Source organism: Luteococcus sediminum, assembly GCF_054783495.1.
Genome location: NZ_BAAGQL010000004.1, coordinates 231,892 through 251,037 on the forward strand (window position 1 = coordinate 231,892; position 19,146 = coordinate 251,037).

The window sequence follows — 19,146 nt, forward strand, 5'->3', positions numbered from 1 at the left end:
TCCGGGGCTGGCCGCACGGCCACCCACGCACCGCCACGGGCGCGCTGCCCATGCTAGTTTCGTCGCCATGACCGCGCCTGCTCCCGTGCCCGCCAGCAATGACTTCATCCGCGATGCCGTGCGTCGTGACAACGAGCAGGGAACCTATGGCGAACGGGTCCAGACCCGCTTCCCCCCGGAGCCCAATGGCTTCCTGCACATCGGCCATGCCAAGGCGATCGTGCAGAACTTCTCGGTGGCCGAGGAGTTCGGTGGCGTGTGCAACCTGCGCCTGGACGACACCAACCCGGGCACCGAGGAGGGCGAGTTCGTCGACTCCATCAAGGAGGACATCGCCTGGCTGGGATATGAACCCGGCATCACGGTGCACGCCTCGGACTACTTCGACCAGCTCTACAGCTGGGCCGAGTACCTGGTCGAGCAGGGACTGGCCTATGTCGACGACCAGGACGGCGAGACGATCAGTGCACAGAAGGGCGGCTTCGGGGTCCCCGGCACCAACTCGCCCTTCCGCGATCGCCCGGCTGCCGAGAGCCTCGACCTGCTGCGCAGGATGAAGGACGGCGAGTTCCCCGACGGCTCGCGCTGCCTGCGCGCCAAGATCGACATGGCCTCGGAGAACATGTGGCTGCGTGATCCGGTCATGTACCGCATCCGCCACGCCGAGCACCACAACACCGGCACCACCTGGTGCATCTACCCCACCTATGACTGGGCCCACGGCCAGTCCGATGCCATCGAGGGTGTCACGCACTCGCTGTGCAGCCTGGAGTTCGACTCCCACCGCCCGCTCTACGACTGGTTCCTGGAGCACCTGCCGCTGCCCAAGGACAAGCCGCGCCAGATCGAGTTCGCCCGCCTGGAGCTCACCCACGTCATCACCTCCAAGCGCCGACTGAAGAAGCTCGTCACCGACGCAGTGGTGGACGGCTGGGACGACGCCCGGATGCCGACGCTGCGGGGAATGCGCCGGCGTGGCTACCCCGCCGGCGCCATCCGCGCCTTCATGACCGCAATCGGCACCACCCGCAACAACTCGGTCAAGGCCATCGAGGAGTTCGAGTCCTTCGTGCGCCGCGAGCTCAACCAGACCGCCCAGCGCCGCATGGTGGTGCTGCGCCCGCTGAAGCTCACCATCACCAACTGGCCCACTGACGAGCAGGGCGAGCCGGTGGTGGACTGGTTCGAGGTGACCAACAATCCCGAGTGCCCCGAGGACGGGCTACGCAAGGTGCCCTTCTCGGGCAGCCTCTACATCGAGCAGGAGGACTTCGCCGAGGTCCCCCCGCCCAAGTACTTCCGCCTCACGATCGACCGTGAGGTGCGCCTGCGCGGCGCCTACTTCGTCAAGGCCCACGACGTGGTCAAGGACGAGGACGGCAACGTCGTCGAGGTACTGGCCACCTATGACCCCGCCACGCGCGGTGGCGACGCCCCCGACGGCCGCAAGGTGAAGTCCACGATGCACTGGGTCTCGGCCCCGCACGCCGTCGAGGCCAGCGCCGTGCTCTACGAGCGCCTGTTCACCGCCCCCAACCCGGGCGCAGCCACCGGGGAACCGCTCGACGACCTCAACCCCGCCTCGCGGGAGGTGCTCACCGGCTGCAAGGCAGAGCCGATCCTGGCCGAGGCCGAGCCGGGCGAGGTCGTCCAGTTCGAGCGCACCGGATACTTCGCCTGCGACCCCGACCAGTCCATGCTCTTCCACCGCACCGTGGGCCTGCGCGACGAGTGGGCCAGCCTGCAGAAGAAGAAGGGCTGACGAGCAACTGCCGCTAGGCTCGGGCCCATGCGACCCACCTCCACCTATCGGCTGCAGATCACTCCCGACTTCACCCTCACCGACGCCGCAGGGCTCGTCGACCAGCTCGACGAGCTCGGCGTCGGTGCCCTGTACCTGTCTCCTCTGCTCACCTCCACCACCGGGTCGCAGCACGGCTATGACGTGACCGACCCCACCTCGCTGGATCGGCAGCGCGGCGGTGAGGGGGGCTGGCGCCAGCTGGTGGAGGCGGCCCGCGCCAAGGGCTTGGGCATCGTGCTGGACATCGTCCCCAACCACCTGGGCATCGCCAAGGCCTGGGAGAACCCCGCCTGGTGGAGTGTCCTGGCCGAGGGCGAGGACTCCCCCTACGCCCGCTGGTTCGACGTCGACTGGTCGGCCGGACCGATCAGCGTCCCCGTCCTGGGCGCGTGGGAGGACCTGGACGGACTGAGCCTGTCGGACGACCTGCGGGAGCTCTCCTTCTACGAGCACCGCTTCCCGGTGGCCGAGGGCACCGCCCAGCCGGGTGACAGCCCGCGCGAGGTGCACGACCGCCAGCACTACCGCCTGGTCCCCGGAGCCCTGGGCAATGACCTGCTCACCTACCGCCGTTTCTTCGCGGTGGCCACGCTGGCCGGTGTGCGGATGGAGGACCCCGAGGTCTTCGAGGCCACGCATTCCCGCGTCGCCCAGATGGTGGCCGATGGTCAGCTCGACGGGATCCGCGTGGACCATCCCGACGGCCTGCGCGACCCCAAGGGCTACTTCGACCAGCTGGCGGCGCTGGCCCCGGAGGCTTGGATCGTCGCAGAGAAGATCCTCGAGCACGGCGAGGAGCTCCCGGACTGGAAGGTCTCTGGCACCAGCGGCTACGACGCCATGACCGAGGTCGGTCTCCTGCTCGTCGATCCGGCCGCAGAGGACGCCTTCACCAGCGACTACCAGCGCCGCACCGGCGACGAGCTCACCGTCGAGCAGCACATCCTGCAGGGCAAGCAGTGGATGGCCACCGAGATGTTCGGGGCCGAGACCCGTCGCCTGCTCTCCCTGCTCGACCATGGTGACTTCTCCGACGAAGAGCTCGCCCAGGGCTTGCACCAGGTCTCCGCCCGGATGGCCGTCTACCGCAGCTACCTGCCGGACGACGAGCGTGCCCTGCTGGATGCGCTGGCCGCGACCCGTTCCGACATGCCGGAGCTGGAGCCCGTGCTGGCCCACCTGGAGCCCCAGCTGCGCAACACGGGCCGCGAGGCTGCCTGGCGCTTCCAGCAGTTCACCGGGGCCGTGATGGCCAAGGGCGTCGAGGACACCGCCTGGTACCGGGCCAACCGCTTCGTCGCCCTGAACGAGGTGGGCGGCCACCCGTCGAGTTTCGGCTGCACCCTGGATGGCTTCCACCAGGCGATGCAGCGACGTGAACAGCGACTGCCCCACTCCATGACCTCGCTGTCGACCCACGACACCAAGCGCGGCGAGGACGTGCGCGCCCGGTTGTCGGTGCTCAGCGAGATCGAGCAGGACTGGACCCGCTTCGCCGACATCTTCGCCGCCAGGACCGACATTGCCGAGCCGACCTTCGCCCATCTGCTGGCCCAGACGCTGGCCGGCATCGGCCCGGTGGAGCCCCGACGCATTCACGACTACGCCACCAAGGCGATGCGCGAGGCAGGGCTCGCGACCAGCTGGATGAATCCCGACCAGGACTTCGAGGACTCGGTCCACCGGGCGATCGAGCTGGCCTACGACGACACCGAGCTGTCCGAGGCCTGGCACGCGCTGCAGGCCAGGATCGCCCGCCCGGGGCATTCCAACAGCCTCACGCAAAAACTCGTGCAGCTGACCATGCCCGGCATCCCCGACGTCTACCAGGGCACCGAGATCTGGGACGACTCGCTGGTGGACCCGGACAACCGCCGCGCCGTGCACCACGACGAGATCGCGGCACTGATGAGCGCCCAGACCAGCGACTGGACCGACCCGGCCTACAAGCTGCGCGTGGTGCGCACCGTCCTGCGGCTTCGCCGCGAGCGTCCGGAGCTCTTCGAGGGCTACCGTCCCCTGGTCGCCTCCGGAGCCGCCGCCGACCACCTGGTGGCCTTCGAGCGTTCCGGCGTGGCGACCTTCGCCACCAGGCTCCCCGTGGGTCTCGAGCGCGACGGTGGCTGGGGCGAGACCACAATCAACCTCGACGGTCGCTGGATCGACCAGCTGGACGCGCGCACGCACGAAGGTGTCGTCCGCGTGGCCGACCTGCTGGCCCACTCCCCCGTCGCACTGTTGGTGCGCGAGGATGGCCAGGACTGAGACCCTGCTCCTGCATGACGATGGGCGGACCCCCCATGGGGGTCCGCCCATCGTCGTCTGCACTGCCACCAGTGCGACCGACAGCCCACACACCCATCCCACGCCGGCACGCGCGGGCATCAGGACGTGGGGGCACACGAACAGGGGCCCCGATCCTCGCGGATCGGGGCCCCTGTTCTGCTTCAGGCCGTGCCTGACTCAGATCTGGTGACCAGTGGTCACTTGATGATCTTGGTCACGCGGCCGGCGCCGACGGTACGGCCACCCTCACGGATGGCGAACTTCAGGCCGTCCTCCATGGCGACAGGCTTGTTGAGGTGCACGGTCATGTCGGTGTTGTCACCGGGCATCACCATCTCGGTGCCCTCGGGCAGCTGCACGACACCAGTCACGTCCGTGGTGCGGAAGTAGAACTGGGGCGAGTAGTTGGAGAAGAAGGGCTTGTGACGGCCACCCTCCTCCTTGGTCAGGATGTAGACCGAGCCCTCGAAGTCCGTGTGGGGAGTGGTCGAGCCGGGCTTGATGACACACATGCCACGCTCGACGTCTTCCTTCTTGGTGCCACGCAGCAGCAGGCCGACGTTCTCGCCAGCGCGACCCTCGTCGAGGATCTTGCGGAACATCTCGACACCGGTGATGGTGCTGGTCTGCTTCTCCTCGCGGATGCCAATGATGTCGACGGTCTCGCCGGTCTTGACGATGCCGCGCTCGATACGACCGGTGATGACGGTGCCACGACCGGTGATCGTGAAGACGTCCTCAACGGGCATCAGGAAGGGCTTGTCCGTCTCGCGCTCGGGCTGCGGGATGTACTCGTCGACAGCGGTCATCAGGTCCTGGACGCTCTTGACCCACTTCTCCTCGCCCTGCAGGGCCTGGAAAGCGGAGACGCGCACGACCGGGCAGCCGTCGCCGTCGAAGTCCTGCGAGCTCAGCAGCTCACGGACCTCCATCTCGACGAGCTCGATGAGCTCCTCGTCGTCCACCATGTCGCACTTGTTCAGGGCAACGACGATGGCGGGCACGCCGACCTGGCGAGCCAGCAGCACGTGCTCGTGGGTCTGGGGCATGGGGCCGTCGGTGGCGGCGACCACGAGGATGGCGCCGTCCATCTGGGCAGCACCGGTGATCATGTTCTTGACGTAGTCGGCGTGGCCGGGGCAGTCAACGTGCGCGTAGTGGCGCTTCTCGGTCTGGTACTCGATGTGGGCGATCGAGATCGTGATGCCGCGCTGACGCTCCTCGGGAGCCTTGTCGATCTGGTCGAAGGGCGAAGCCTCGTTCAGATCGGGGTACTGGTCGTGGAGCACCTTGGAGATCGCCGCGGTGAGGGTGGTCTTGCCGTGGTCGATGTGTCCGATGGTGCCGATGTTGCAGTGCGGCTTAGTCCGCTCGAACTTGGCCTTTGCCACTGGGGCTCCTTCTGGATTGCCGCCACGCTCTCCGCGGGGCGTACTGGTGTGAAATCGGAGTGGGGAAATCCCTCTCCGGGGGTCCTTGCTTCTTGCTGGCGCCATGGCTGCCGAAGCAGTGCACAGCTACCGTCCAAGTTTTGTGCACCAGCGGGCGAGAGTCAAACTCATTGCTGATGCGGATCGGGTGGAGTTCCTGGCCGGAACCGGGAACTCCACCCAATCGGCCACCGTCACTCGCCGCCGCGAGCCTTGGCGACGATCTCGTCGGCGATGTTCTTCGGGGTCTCGCCGTAGGAGTCGAACTCCATCGAGTAGGAGGCCTGTCCCGAGGTCTTCGAGCGCAGGTCACCCACGTAGCCGAACATCTCGCTCAACGGCACCAGCGCACGAACGACGCGGTTGCCGTGCAGCTCGTCCATGCTCTGCACCTGGCCACGACGAGAGTTCAGGTCACCGATGACGGTACCCAGGTAGTCCTCCGGGGTGGTCACCTCGACGGCCATCAGCGGCTCGAGGATGGCGGGGTCGGCCTTGCGAGCAGCCTCCTTGAAGACCATCGAACCGGCCAGCTTGAAGGCCATCTCCGAGGAGTCGACATCGTGGTAGGCGCCATCGGTCAGGGTGACACGGATGTCCTCGACCGGGTAACCGGCCAGCACGCCGAACTGCATGGCGTCCTTGATGCCGGCATCCACGGCGGGGATGTACTCCTTGGGGATGCGGCCACCGGTGACGGCGTTGACGAACTCGTAGCCCGAGCCCGGCTCCAGCGGCTCCAGGTCCACGATCACCTTGGCGTACTGGCCCGAACCACCCGACTGCTTCTTGTGGGTGTAGTCGACCTTCTGCACCGGGCGGCGCAGGGTCTCCCGGTAGGCCACCTGCGGCTTGCCGATGTTGGCCTCGACCTTGAACTCGCGCTTCATGCGGTCGATCAGCACCTCGAGGTGCAGCTCGCCCATGCCGGCGATGATGGTCTGGCCGGTCTCCTCGTCGGTGTGGACGCGGAAGGTGGGGTCCTCCTCGGCCAGGCGCTGGATGGCGACACCCAGCTTCTCCTGGTCCGACTTGGTCTTCGGCTCGATGGCCTGCTCGATCACCGGGGCCGGGAACTCCATCGACTCCAGGATGATCGGGTTGGCCGGGTCGCACAGGGTCTCACCGGTGGTGGTGTCCTTGAGGCCCATGACGGCCACGATCATGCCGGCACCAATGGCGTCGATCTCCTCACGCTTGTTGGCGTGCATCTGGTAGATCTTGCCGATGCGCTCCTTCTTGCCCTTGGTGGCGTTCAGCACCTGGGTGCCGGCCTGCAGGACACCGGAGTAAACGCGGATGAAGGTGAGCTTGCCCAGGTGCGGATCGGCGGCCACCTTGAAGGCCAGGATCGACAGCGGGTCGTCATTGTTCGGGTGACGCTCCAGGACGGTCTCCTCGTCGCCGGGCTTGAAGCCGGCGATGGCGGGAACGTCCAGCGGGCTGGGCAGGTAGTCGACGATGGCGTCGAGCAGCGGCTGCACACCCTTGTTCTTGAAGGAGGTGCCACAGACCACGGCGTTGAACTTGTTCTCCAGGACACCCTTGCGGATGCCAGCCTTCAGGCGCTCCACCGAGGGCTCCTCGCCCTCCAGGAACATCTCCATCAACTCGTCGTCGGCCTCGGCCACGACCTCGAGCAGCTCGGCGCGGGCCGCCTTGGCCTGCTCCAGCATGTCAGCCGGGATCTCCTCGACCTCGTACATCTCACCCATCGTGGTCTCACCGCGGTAGGTCTTGGCGTTCATCTCGACCAGGTCGACGACGCCCAGGAAGTCGGCCTCGGCACCGATCGGCAGTTGGATGATGGCCGGGGTGGCCATCAGGCGCTCGCGGATGGTCTTGACACAGTGGTCGAAGCTCGCACCGGTACGGTCCAGCTTGTTGATGTAGCAGATGCGCGGAACGCCGTACTTGCTGGCCTGGCGCCACACGGTCTGCGACTGCGGCTCGACCCCGGCGACACCGTCGAAGACGGCCACGGCCCCGTCGAGCACGCGCAGCGAGCGCTCCACCTCGACGGTGAAGTCCACGTGGCCGGGGGTGTCGATGATGTTGATCTGGGTGTCGTGCCAGAAGCAGGTGGTGGCGGCGGAGGTGATCGTGATGCCACGCTCCTGCTCCTGCTCCATCCAGTCCATGGTGGCAGCGCCGTCGTGGACCTCACCGATCTTGTGGGTGATGCCCGTGTAGAACAAGATGCGCTCGGTCGTGGTGGTCTTGCCGGCGTCGATGTGGGCCATGATGCCGATGTTGCGGACCTTGGCCAGGTCAGTCTTCAAGTCGATGGCCACAGGGCTTCAACCTCAATCTATGTATGGATTACGAACAATGGGGTAGGACAGAGAACACGCCCGGGACAGGATTCTACCCGCCCCGGACGTGAGGACGCCCCAACGTCGCTCACGACGTTGGGGCATCAGATCACCAGCGGTAGTGGGCGAAGGCCTTGTTGGCCTCGGCCATCTTGTGGGTGTCCTCGCGCTTCTTGACCGAGGCGCCCAGACCGTTCGAGGCATCCAGGATCTCATTCATCAGGCGCTCGGCCATCGTCTTCTCCCGACGGGCGCGAGAGTAGCTGACCAGCCAGCGCATGCTCAGCGTGGTGGCACGAGCAGGCTTGACCTCGATCGGCACCTGGTAGGTGGCGCCACCGACGCGACGGCTCTTGACCTCAAGGGACGGCTTGATGTTGTCAAGTGCACGCTTGAGGGTCTGGACGGGGTCCACACCGGTCTTCTCACGGGTGCCCTCGAGGGCGGTGTAGACGATCTGCTGCGCGGTGGTCTTCTTGCCGTCCAGCAGGATCTTGCTGACGAGCTGCGACACCAGCGGGGATCCGAAGACCGGATCGGCGATGACGGGGCGCTTGGGCGCCGGTCCCTTGCGAGGCATTACTTCTCCTTCTTCGCGCCGTAGCGGCTGCGAGCCTGCTTGCGACCCTTGACACCCTGGGTGTCGAGCGAGCCACGAATGATCTTGTAGCGAACGCCGGGCAGGTCCTTGACACGACCGCCGCGGACCAGCACCATCGAGTGCTCCTGCAGGTTGTGGCCCACGCCCGGAATGTAGGCGGTCACCTCGATCCCGGAGGAGAGGCGCACACGAGCCACCTTGCGGAGTGCCGAGTTCGGCTTCTTCGGGGTGGTGGTGTACACGCGAGTACACACACCACGACGCTGGGGCGAACCCTTGAGCGCAGGCGTACTGTTCTTGCTGACCTTGTCAGTGCGGCCCTTGCGGACCAGCTGCTGGATTGTAGGCACCGGCTGGTATCTCTTTCGTTGTCTGGATGGTCTTACCCTGGCTTGCAGCTCCCGCGCGTCAGTTGTGGACCACCGTTATCCCCAGCTGGTGCAGTTGTCTGCAGTGCGACCTCCGCACTGTTGTCCCCCTCCTCGCAACGTTTAGGAGGGTGACCCCACTGCCAGGGCACGCACACGGGCCCGATCTGATCGAGCACAGGTACCAAATCTAGACGAGGCAGGCCCCTGGGTCAAAACAGGGACTCAGGCGAGGTCCGTCACCTGCCGGGCCAGGAGCTTTGCCGCCACCTCGTCGGGCAGGTGCTCCCGAGCCGTCAACACCGCCCCTGCGGTCTCGGGGTGGGTGGTGCGGGCACGAAAGACCTGCCGGACCCCGACGCCATGCTCCGGCACGTCCAGCACCTCCACCCGGTCGCCCGGACGCACCGTGCCGGGCTCCAGCACCCTGAGATAGGCTCCTGCCCCACCCGCGGCCGTGAACTGCTTGATCCATCCCGGACGGCCCGCCACCACCTGGAAGGTCCGGCACGGGATGCGGGGCTGACACACCTGCAGCAGGGCGTCACCGATGCGCCACTTCTCCCCCACCACCGCGGCATTCAGGTCGCGGCCCAGGGTGGTGAGGTTCTCCCCCATCCAACCGGCCGGCAGCTCGACCCCCAGACGCTCGGACCACAGCTCGAGGTCCTCCCAGCCCACCGCATAGACCGCCTTGTCACGGCCGCCGTGGTGCTCCCGGTCCCCCACGAAGTCGCCCTCCACCCCGGAGGCGCGCTCCGCCCGTGGATGGCGGGGCCCGGGGTCACTGAGCGTGATGGAGGCGACAGGCCTCTTGTCATGCCCCGTCGGGCGGCCATAGCCGCCGATGTCCTCGCGGGGACGCCCAATGTTGGTCGACAGGATCTCCATGGGCCCACCGTAGCGAGCTGCTCGGCCGACGGTGTCGACAAAGAGGCATCGGGCGCCTCCCCGAAGGGAGGCGCCCGATGCCATCAGCCACGAACTCAGCGCATGTCGCCGAAGTCGAGGTCCTCCAGCGGAACAGCCGCACCCGTACCCGTACCGAAGTCGTAGTCGAAGGGGTCGTAGCTCATGGTGAAGGCCGTTGCCTTGGCCTCCGCCGTGGGCTCCACGCGGATGTTGCGGTAGCGCTCCAGGCCGGTGCCGGCCGGGATCAGCTTGCCGAGGATCACGTTCTCCTTCAGACCGACCAGCGAGTCGGACTTGCCGTGGATGGCGGCATCGGTCAGGACCTTGGTGGTCTCCTGGAAGGAGGCCGCCGACAGCCAGGACTCCGTGGCCAGCGAGGCCTTGGTGATGCCCATCAGGACCGGACGGCCCTCGGCGGGCTTGCCACCCTCGGCCAGCGCCTTGCGGTTCTGGCTCTCGTAGGTCTGACGGTCCACCAGCTCACCGGGCATCATCGTCGTGTCACCGGAGTCGATGACGGTGATGCGGCGAAGCATCTGGCGAATGATGATCTCGATGTGCTTGTCGTGGATCGGGGCACCCTGGGTGCCGTAGACCTTCTGGACCTCCTCCACCAGGTGCTCCTGCACCTTGCGGACACCACGCACTCGCAGCACGTCCTGCGGATCCATCGTGCCGGCGGTCAGCTGCTGGCCCGCCTCCACGTGGTCGCCATCCTTGAGCGAGCGCTTGACACCGGTGGAGTCCTCGAAGTCCAGGCGCGCACGACGCGGCACCGGGTACTCCAGGTCCTCCTGGCCGTCGTCGCGCTTGATGATGATCTTGCGCGAACGGTCACCCTCCTCGATGGTGACGCGACCGGCGGCCTCGGCCATCGGGGCCTTGCCCTTGGGCTGGCGGGCCTCGAAGAGCTCCACTACTCGGGGCAGACCCTGGGTGATGTCGTCTCCAGCCACACCGCCGGTGTGGAAGGTACGCATGGTCAGCTGGGTTCCCGGCTCACCGATCGACTGTGCAGCGACGATACCGACGGCCTCGCCGACGTCGACCAGCTTTCCGGTGGCCAGCGAACGGCCGTAGCACATGGCGCAGGTGCCGGTGGCCGCCTCACAGGTGAGCACCGAGCGCACCTTGACGCTCGAGACACCGGCAGCCACCAGGGCGTCGATCTCCACGTCACCCAGGTCGGTCCCGGCGGCCACGATGACCTCGCCCTTGTCGTCGACGGCGTCGACGGCGAGGGTACGGGCGTAGACCGCGGTCTCGACATTGCCGAGTGCGCGCAGGGTGCCCGCCTCGTCGTCCTGGGCAATGGGCTTGTTCAGGCCACGCTCGGTGCCACAGTCCTCCTCGCGGATGATGACGTCCTGGCTGACGTCGACCAGGCGACGGGTCAGGTAGCCCGAGTCAGCGGTACGCAGGGCGGTGTCCGCCTGACCCTTTCGACCACCGTGGGTGGAGATGAAGTACTCCAGGACCGACAGGCCCTCACGGAAGTTCGACTTGATCGGGCGGGCGATGATCTCGCCCTTCGGGTTGGCCACCAGGCCACGCATGGCGGCGATCTGGCGCATCTGGGTCATGTTTCCTCGCGCGCCCGAGGCCACCATCATGAAGATGGGGTTGGTCTCGGTGAAGTTGCCCTCCATGGCCGCGGTCAGCTCGGCGGTGGCGTCGGTCCAGATCTGGATGAGCTCCTGACGACGCTCGTCCTCGGTCACCGCACCACGCTCGTAGAGCTTGTCGATCTTGGCAGCCTTGGCGTCGTAGCTGGCAATGATCTCCGGCTTGTTCGGAGGCGTCTGCACGTCGCCGATCGAGACGGTCACGCCGGATCGGGTCGCCCAGTGGAAGCCGAGGTCCTTGAGGTTGTCCAGGGTCTGGCCAACCTTGACCTTCTGGTAGCGCTCGGCGAGGTCGTTGACGATCGCGCCCAGCTGCTTCTTGCCCACGGTCTCGTTGATGAAGGGGTAGTCCTCGGGAAGCGCCTCGTTGAACAGGGCACGACCCAGGGTGGTCTCCACCAGGAAGGAGCCGTCGGTGCGCTCGACGGCGCCCTCGGGCTTGACGATGCCGGAAAGGACCAGCTTGATGCGCGCACCCATCATCAGCTCCTTGCGATCGAAGGCCATGATCGCCTCGGAGATCGAGGAATAGCTGTTGCCGGTGCCGGCACCCTCACGCTCCTGCGTGAGGAAGTACATGCCGATGATCATGTCCTGGGTCGGCAGCGTGACGGGACGACCATCGGCCGGCTTGAGGATGTTGTTCGTCGACAGCATCAGGATGCGGGCCTCGGCCTGTGCCTCGGCCGACAACGGCAGGTGCACGGCCATCTGGTCGCCGTCGAAGTCGGCATTGAAGGCGGTGCAGACCAGCGGGTGCAGCTGGATGGCCTTGCCCTCGATCAGCTGGGGCTCGAAGGCCTGGATGCCGAGGCGGTGCAGGGTTGGTGCACGGTTCAGCAGCACCGGGTGCTCCTTGATGACCTCTTCGAGGACATCCCACACCTGGGGACGCTGACGCTCCACCATGCGCTTGGCGCTCTTGATGTTCTGGGCGTAGTTCAGGTCATCCAGACGCTTCATCACGAAGGGCTTGAACAGCTCCAGGGCCATGGCCTTGGGCAGGCCGCACTGGTGCAGCTTCAGCTGCGGGCCCACGGTGATGACCGAACGGCCCGAGTAGTCGACGCGCTTGCCCAGCAGGTTCTGGCGAAAACGACCCTGCTTGCCCTTCAGCATGTCGCTGATGGACTTCAGCGGACGGTTGCCCGGCCCGGTGACGGGGCGTCCCCGACGGCCGTTGTCGAACAGCGAGTCCACCGACTCCTGCAGCATGCGCTTCTCGTTGTTCACGATGATCTCGGGGGCACCGAGGTCGAGCAGGCGCTTGAGGCGGTTGTTGCGGTTGATCACGCGGCGGTACAGGTCGTTCAGGTCGGAGGTCGCGAAACGGCCACCGTCGAGCTGCACCATGGGACGCAGGTCCGGCGGGATGACCGGGACGGCGTCCAGGACCATGCCGGCCGGCGAGTTGCGGCCGTCGAGGAAGGCAGAGACGACCTTGAGACGCTTCAGGGCGCGGGTCTTGCGCTGGCCCTTGCCGGTCTGGATCGTGTTGCGGAGGTTCTCGGCCTCCTCGGTCAGGTCGAAGGTGGCCAGACGACGCTTGATCGCCTCCGCACCCATGAAGCCCTCGAAGTACTTGCCGAAGCGCTTGGTCATCTCGCGGTAGAGGATCTCGTCGCCCTCGAGGTCCTGGACCTTGAGGCTCTTGAAGCGGGTCCACACCGCATCCAGACGGTCCAGCTCGCGCTGGCTGCGGTCACGAAGCTGCTTGAGCTCCTTCTCGCCGCCGGTGCGGACCTTCTTCTGGATGTCGGCAGAGGCACCCTCGCTCTCGAGCTGGCCCAAGTCCTGCTCCAGCTTGGTCATGCGCGCCTCGATGTCGGCGTCACGACGCTGCTCGATGCGCTTGCGCTCGGTCTCGACCTTGGCCTCCAGCGAGGGCAGATCGCGATGACGGGCATCCTCGTCCACGGCCGTGATCATGTAGGCCGCGAAATAGATGACCTTCTCGAGGTCCTTGGGCGCGATGTCCAGCAGGTAGCCCAGGCGCGACGGGACGCCCTTGAAGTACCAGATGTGGGTGACCGGGGCGGCCAGCTCGATGTGGCCCATCCGCTCGCGACGCACATTGGAGCGCGTCACCTCAACGCCACAGCGCTCGCAGATGATGCCCTTGAAGCGCACGCGCTTGTACTTGCCGCAGTTGCACTCCCAGTCCCGGGTGGGACCGAAGATCTTCTCGCAGAAGAGTCCGTCACGCTCGGGCTTGAGCGTGCGGTAGTTGATGGTTTCGGGCTTCTTGACCTCGCCGTGCGACCACTCGCGGATCTGGTCGGCCTGGGCAAGACCGATGCGCAGCTCGTCGTAGAAGTTCACGTCCAGCACGTTGGTTCACTTTCCCCTGCCTCATGGCAGGTGCCTTGCATGGATGTCTGAGTTCGAGTGACGGGCCCCGGCCAGCGCCGGGGGCCCGTCAGGGGACTGAGTGGGAACTCAGACTTCGTCGACGGCCGCGAAGGACTCGCTGCCGGGACGACGGGAGAGATCGATGCCGAAGTCCTCCGCGCTGCGGTAGTCGTCCTCGCTGTCACGCAGCTCGACGACGGTGCCGTCGCTGGAGAGGACCTCGACGTTCAGGCAGAGCGACTTCATCTCCTTGACCAGAACCTTGAAGGACTCGGGGATACCCGGCTCCGGGATGTTCTCGCCCTTGACGATGGCCTCGTAGACCTTCACGCGGCCGGGGACGTCATCGGACTTGATGGTGAGCAGCTCCTGCAGTGCCCAGGCGGCGCCATAGGCCTCCATGGCCCACACCTCCATCTCACCGAAGCGCTGGCCACCGAACTGCGCCTTGCCGCCCAGGGGCTGCTGGGTGATCATCGAGTACGGACCGGTCGAACGGGCGTGGATCTTGTCATCCACGAGGTGGTGCAGCTTGAGCATGTACATGTAGCCCACGCCGACCTTCTCCGGGTACGGCTCGCCGGAACGGCCGTCGAACAGGCGTGCCTTGCCGTCGGAGTCGACCAGGTGGTCGCCGTCACGGGTCGGGATGCCGTTCTCCAGCAGGCCGGAGATCTCGGCCTCGTTGGCACCGTCGAAGACCGGGGTCGCCAGACGGGAATTGCCGTCGACGTGGCTCAGGCCGACATCGCGCAGACGATCGGCCCACTCCCCCTCGACACTCTCGATGTCCCACCCGGTCTTGGCGATCCACCCGAGGTGGTTCTCCAGCACCTGACCCACGTTCATTCGCGAGGGAACACCCATCGGGTTCAGCACGATGTCGACGGGGGTGCCGTCCTCGAGGAAGGGCATGTCCTCGACGGGCAGGATCTTGGAGATGACACCCTTGTTGCCGTGACGGCCGGCCAGCTTGTCTCCATTCTGGATTTTGCGCTTCTGGGCCACGTACACCCGCACCAGCTGGTTGACGCCGGGGGGCAGCTCGTCACCCTCGTCGCGGTCGAAGACGCGCACGCCGATGACCACACCGGTCTCGCCGTGGGGCACCTTCATGGAGGTGTCGCGCACCTCACGGGCCTTCTCACCGAAGATGGCGCGCAGCAGGCGCTCCTCCGGGGTGAGCTCGGTCTCGCCCTTGGGCGTCACCTTGCCGACCAGGATGTCGCCGGTGCCGACCTCGGCGCCGATGCGGATGATGCCGCGCTCGTCGAGGTTGGCCAGCATCTCCTCCGAGACATTGGGGATGTCGCGGGTGATCTCCTCGGGGCCCAGCTTGGTGTCGCGGGCGTCGACCTCGTGCTCCTCGATGTGGATCGAGGTGAGGACGTCGTCCTGGACCAGGCGCTGCGAGAGGATGATCGCGTCCTCGTAGTTGTGGCCCTCCCAGCTCATGAAGGCCACGAGCAGGTTCTTGCCCAGGGCCATCTCGCCACCGTCGGTGCAGGGGCCGTCGGCCAGCGGGGTGCCGACCTCGACACGCTGGCCCTGGGTGACCAGCGGACGCTGGTTGATGCAGGTGCCGGCATTGGAGCGCTTGAACTTCTGAAGCTGGTAGGTCTGGTAGGTGCCGTCGTCACAGGCGACGTCGATCATGTCGGCCGAGACGGCCATGACCACGCCGGCCTTGCTGGCCACGGTGACGTCGCCGACGTCGATGGCCGAGCGGTACTCCATGCCGGTGCCGACGAAGGGAGCCTCGTTGCGCAGCAACGGGACAGCCTGTCGCTGCATGTTGGCACCCATCAGGGCACGCGAGGCGTCATCGTGCTCGAGGAAGGGGATCAGCGCGGTGGCCACCGAGACCATCTGGCGCGGCGAGACGTCCATGTACTCCACGTCATTGCGCGGCACGGTGTCCACGTCGCCGTGCTTGATGCGCACCAGGACGCGCTCCTCGGCGAACTGGCCGTTCTCGTCGATCTCGGCATTGGCCTGGGCGATGACGTAACGGTCCTCCTCATCCGCGGTGAGGTAGTCGATCTGGTTGGTCACCACACCGTCCTCGACCTTGCGGTAGGGGGTCTCGATGAAGCCGAAGGCGTTCACGCGGGCGAAGGAGGCCAGCGAGCCGATCAGGCCGATGTTGGGGCCTTCAGGGGTCTCGATGGGGCACATGCGGCCGTAGTGCGACGGGTGGACGTCACGAACCTCCATGCCGGCGCGGTCACGGGACAGACCACCGGGGCCCAGCGCGGACAGACGACGCTTGTGCGTCAGGCCGGTGAGCGGGTTGTTCTGGTCCATGAACTGCGACAGCTGCGAGGTACCGAAGAACTCCTTCAGCGCCGCGGTCACCGGACGGATGTTGATCAGGGTCTGCGGCGTGATGGCCTCGATGTCCTGCGTGGTCATGCGGTCGCGGACCACGCGCTCCATGCGGCCCAGGCCGGTGCGCAGCTGGTTCTGGATCAGCTCTCCGACCGTGCGCAGGCGACGGTTGCCGAAGTGGTCGATGTCGTCCTCTTCGACGATGACGGTGACGTCATCACGCTGCAGCTCGGTCTTGCCCTCGTGCAGCGCGCAGACATAGTGGATGGCCGCGACGATGTCGTCGATGGTCAGCACCTGCTGGTCGAAGGGCAGCCCCATGCCCAGCTTCTTGTTGATCTTGTAGCGACCGACCTTGGCCAGGTCATAACGCTTCGGGTTGAAGTAGTAGTTCTTCAGCAGCGCCTCGGCAGCATCGCGGGCCGGCGGCTCGCCGGGACGCAGCTTGCGGTAGATGTCGAGCAGGGCCTCGTCCTGGGTGGAGACGTTGTCCTTCTCCAGGGTCTGGCGGATCGACTCGTACTCGCTGAACTCCTCGAGGATGCGCTCCTCGCTCCAGCCCAGCGCCTTGAGCAGGACGGTGACGTTCTGCTTGCGCTTGCGGTCCAGGCGCACGCCGACCAGGTCGCGCTTGTCGACCTCGAACTCGAGCCACGCACCACGCGAGGGGATCACCTTGCAGGTGAAGATGTCCTTGTCGGAGGTCTTGTCGGGGGTCTGTTCGAAGTAGACGCCGGGGGAACGGACCAGCTGGGAGACCACGACGCGCTCGGTGCCGTTGATCACGAAGGTGCCCTTGTCGGTCATCAGCGGGAAGTCGCCGATGAAGACCGTCTGGCTCTTGATCTCGCCGGTGTCGTTGTTCATGAACTCGGCGGTGACGAACAGGGGTGCCGCATAGGTGACGTCGCGGTCCTTGCACTCCTCCACGGAGTACTTTGGGCTCTCGAAGCGGTGGTCGCGGAAGCTCAGCGACATCGTCTCGGAGAAGTCCTCGATCGGGGAGATCTCCTCGAAGATCTCCTCCAGTCCGGACTTGGTGTTGATGTCGGTGCGACCTGCAGCAAGGGCTTCCTCGACGCTGGTGCGCCAGGCCTCGTTGCCGATCAGCCAGTCGAAGGACTTCGTCTGGAGGTCGAGGAGATTCGGGACTTCGAGCGGTTCATGGATCTTCGCGAAGGAGATTCGTCCGCTGGTGGAGACGACATTCGTGTTCTTCGACGCAGTGCGCGAGGCGGCCAAGATATTGGTCCTTCCAAGAACTCGGAAAGGGTTCTTTGTGCATGCTGAACGGCCCGAGTCAAGTCCCGGGTCATCAGTGTGGCGATGGGGCAAGAACACACGTTACGACAAGGGCGCCCCGATTTCAACTTCCGCGCACAGCGGTGCGGCGGGTGATCATCCCGTGGCCGCGACCCTGCGGCTCGTCCTCCCGAGCAGCCTTCACACTACCCCACGCCCGCCCCGACTCAACTCCGACCCGGCCGGGCATGCAGCAGGGGCGGGCGCCACCGTGATGGTGGCACCCGCCCCTGGCCTCCAGCGCTCCCCCGAAGGGGACGTTGTCACTTGACGGTGACGGTGGCGCCGGCAGCCTCGAGCTGCTCCTTGGCCTTGGCAGCGGCGTCCTTGGCAACCTTCTCCAGGACGGGCTTCGGGGCACCCTCGACGAGGTCCTTGGCCTCCTTCAGGCCGAGGCTGGTGAGGGCGCGCACCTCCTTGATGACCTGGATCTTCTTGTCGCCGGCCGACTCGAGGATGACATCGACCTCGTCGGAGCCCTCGTCCTCGGCAGCGGCGTCGCCCGCGCCACCACCGGCCGCGGGAGCGGCGGCAACGGCGACGGGGGCAGCGGCGGTGACGCCGAAGGCGTCCTCGAACTGCTTGACGAACTCGCTGAGCTCGATCAGGGTCATCTCCTTGAAGGCGTCAAGGAGCTCTTCGGTGCTGAGCTTTGCCATGATGGTCCTTTCCTTACTGTTCTGATGCAGCGTCAGTTGGCCGCGTCGGTGGTGTCAGCAGCCTGGGCTGCATCATCTGCCGCATCAGCGGCGGGGGCCTCCGAGGAATCCTCGGAGACGGTCTCCTGGGCAGCGGGAGCCTGGCCGGCTCCAGCAATGACCGAGGGGTCGGCCTGCGCCTTGGTCTCCAGCGCACCCAGGGCGCGAGCGGCCTGGGAGAGCGGAGCGGCGAACAGGTAGACGGCCTGCTGCAGGCTGGCCTGCATTGCGCCGGCCATCTTGGCGAGCAGAACCTCGCGCGATTCGAGATCGGCAAGCTTCTTGACCTCGTCGGCGTTCAGGACCTTTCCGTCCATCACGCCGCCCTTGATCACCAGGAGGGGGTTGGCCTTTGCGAAGTCGCGCAGACCCTTCGCAACGGTGGCGATGTCACCGTTGATGAAGGCGATAGCGGTGGGGCCGGTGAGCTGCTCGTCGAGCCCCTCAATGCCAGCTTCCTTGGCCGCGATCGTGGTCAGGGTGTTCTTCGCAACGGCATAGGTTGCGTCCTCGCCGAGCGACCTGCGCAGATCCTTCAGGTTGCTCACGGTGAGTCCGCGGTACTCGGTCAGCACGGCTGCGTCGGCGTTGGTGAAGCTCTGCTTCAGCTCGTCGACCGCAGCTGCCTTGTCTGGCCTAGCCATTGGGTCTCCTTCCCACTTCCTGTAGTGCGCGAACCACCCGTGGGCGGTTCGCCGTGTGCCGGATCCCGATCGGTGACATGAAAAAAGCCCCGTCGCCTCTGGTGGCGCGGGGCAACCCTGGAGATCGACGCACCCTCAGAGGATGCGTGACTGTCCAGCGTTGTACAGCGGTCACCTGCGCGGGCGCCACACGGTTGCCCATGTGTCTTTCGTCACCACCAGCGGTCTTCGGCCCTTTGACTCTAGGCCATCAACTGCCTGGCTCCAAATCGAAAGTGATCCTCCTCCAGCTGGATCCGCCAGCGCCCTCCGGCTCCAGCTGGATCCGCCAGCGCCCTCCGGCTCCAGCTGGATCCGCCAGCGCCCTCCGGCTCCAGCTGGATCCGCCAGCGCCCTCCGGCTCCAGCTGGATCCGCCAGCGCCCTCCGGCGGTCATTACGGCGACGCGATGCGCTACCCAACCACCATGCCACTGCCC

The 19,146-nt window shown here is 66.2% G+C and carries 11 protein-coding genes; 2 read left to right on the forward strand and 9 right to left on the reverse strand.

The window, feature by feature from the left end; all coding sequences use genetic code 11:
* The first annotated feature begins 67 nt into the window (after window positions 1-67).
* Together ACYVKA_RS02405 and treY are read left to right on the forward strand one after the other, a co-directional pair.
* Window positions 68-1,762 (forward strand): glutamine--tRNA ligase/YqeY domain fusion protein, encoded by a 1,695-nt coding sequence (locus ACYVKA_RS02405; RefSeq protein ID WP_394274829.1) that lies wholly within the window; start codon window positions 68-70, stop codon window positions 1,760-1,762.
* A gap of 27 nt (window positions 1,763-1,789) precedes the next feature.
* Window positions 1,790-4,069 (forward strand): malto-oligosyltrehalose synthase, encoded by a 2,280-nt coding sequence (gene treY / locus ACYVKA_RS02410; protein WP_460702668.1) that lies wholly within the window; start codon window positions 1,790-1,792, stop codon window positions 4,067-4,069.
* 218 nt (window positions 4,070-4,287) lie between these two features.
* Here the strand turns inward: treY and tuf are convergent, their stop codons facing one another.
* The 9 genes from tuf to rplJ form a co-directional block, all read right to left on the reverse strand.
* On the reverse strand, window positions 4,288-5,481 hold the full coding sequence (gene tuf / locus ACYVKA_RS02415; RefSeq protein ID WP_460702670.1) for an elongation factor Tu: 1,194 nt from the start codon (window positions 5,479-5,481) through the stop codon (window positions 4,288-4,290).
* A gap of 233 nt (window positions 5,482-5,714) precedes the next feature.
* Complete coding sequence (gene fusA, locus ACYVKA_RS02420) at window positions 5,715-7,763, reverse strand: elongation factor G (RefSeq protein ID WP_394274896.1); 2,049 nt, start codon at window positions 7,761-7,763, stop codon at window positions 5,715-5,717.
* Between the two features lie 181 nt (window positions 7,764-7,944).
* A complete protein-coding gene (gene rpsG, locus ACYVKA_RS02425; RefSeq protein WP_394274893.1) occupies window positions 7,945-8,415 on the reverse strand; it encodes a 30S ribosomal protein S7 in 471 nt (156 codons plus the stop codon).
* Window positions 8,415-8,786, reverse strand: a complete 372-nt coding sequence (gene rpsL / locus ACYVKA_RS02430; protein ID WP_441826462.1) for a 30S ribosomal protein S12 — start codon at window positions 8,784-8,786, stop codon at window positions 8,415-8,417. Before rpsL ends, rpsG begins: the two co-directional genes overlap by 1 nt.
* Before the next feature lie 243 nt (window positions 8,787-9,029).
* Complete coding sequence (locus ACYVKA_RS02435) at window positions 9,030-9,695, reverse strand: MOSC domain-containing protein (protein ID WP_460702672.1); 666 nt, start codon at window positions 9,693-9,695, stop codon at window positions 9,030-9,032.
* Between the two features lie 95 nt (window positions 9,696-9,790).
* Window positions 9,791-13,672, reverse strand: a complete 3,882-nt coding sequence (locus tag ACYVKA_RS02440) for a DNA-directed RNA polymerase subunit beta' (RefSeq protein WP_460702674.1) — start codon at window positions 13,670-13,672, stop codon at window positions 9,791-9,793.
* 108 nt (window positions 13,673-13,780) lie between these two features.
* Window positions 13,781-17,266, reverse strand: a complete 3,486-nt coding sequence (gene rpoB, locus ACYVKA_RS02445; protein ID WP_460702676.1) for a DNA-directed RNA polymerase subunit beta — start codon at window positions 17,264-17,266, stop codon at window positions 13,781-13,783.
* A 323-nt stretch (window positions 17,267-17,589) separates the two neighbouring features.
* The gene (gene rplL / locus ACYVKA_RS02450; protein WP_394274888.1) at window positions 17,590-17,985 is read right to left on the reverse strand and encodes a 50S ribosomal protein L7/L12; all 396 of its coding nucleotides are present in this window, start codon (window positions 17,983-17,985) and stop codon (window positions 17,590-17,592) included.
* A 32-nt stretch (window positions 17,986-18,017) separates the two neighbouring features.
* Entirely contained in the window at window positions 18,018-18,668 is a 651-nt protein-coding gene (gene rplJ / locus ACYVKA_RS02455; protein ID WP_394274887.1) for a 50S ribosomal protein L10, read from the reverse strand.
* Window positions 18,669-19,146 lie beyond the last annotated feature (478 nt).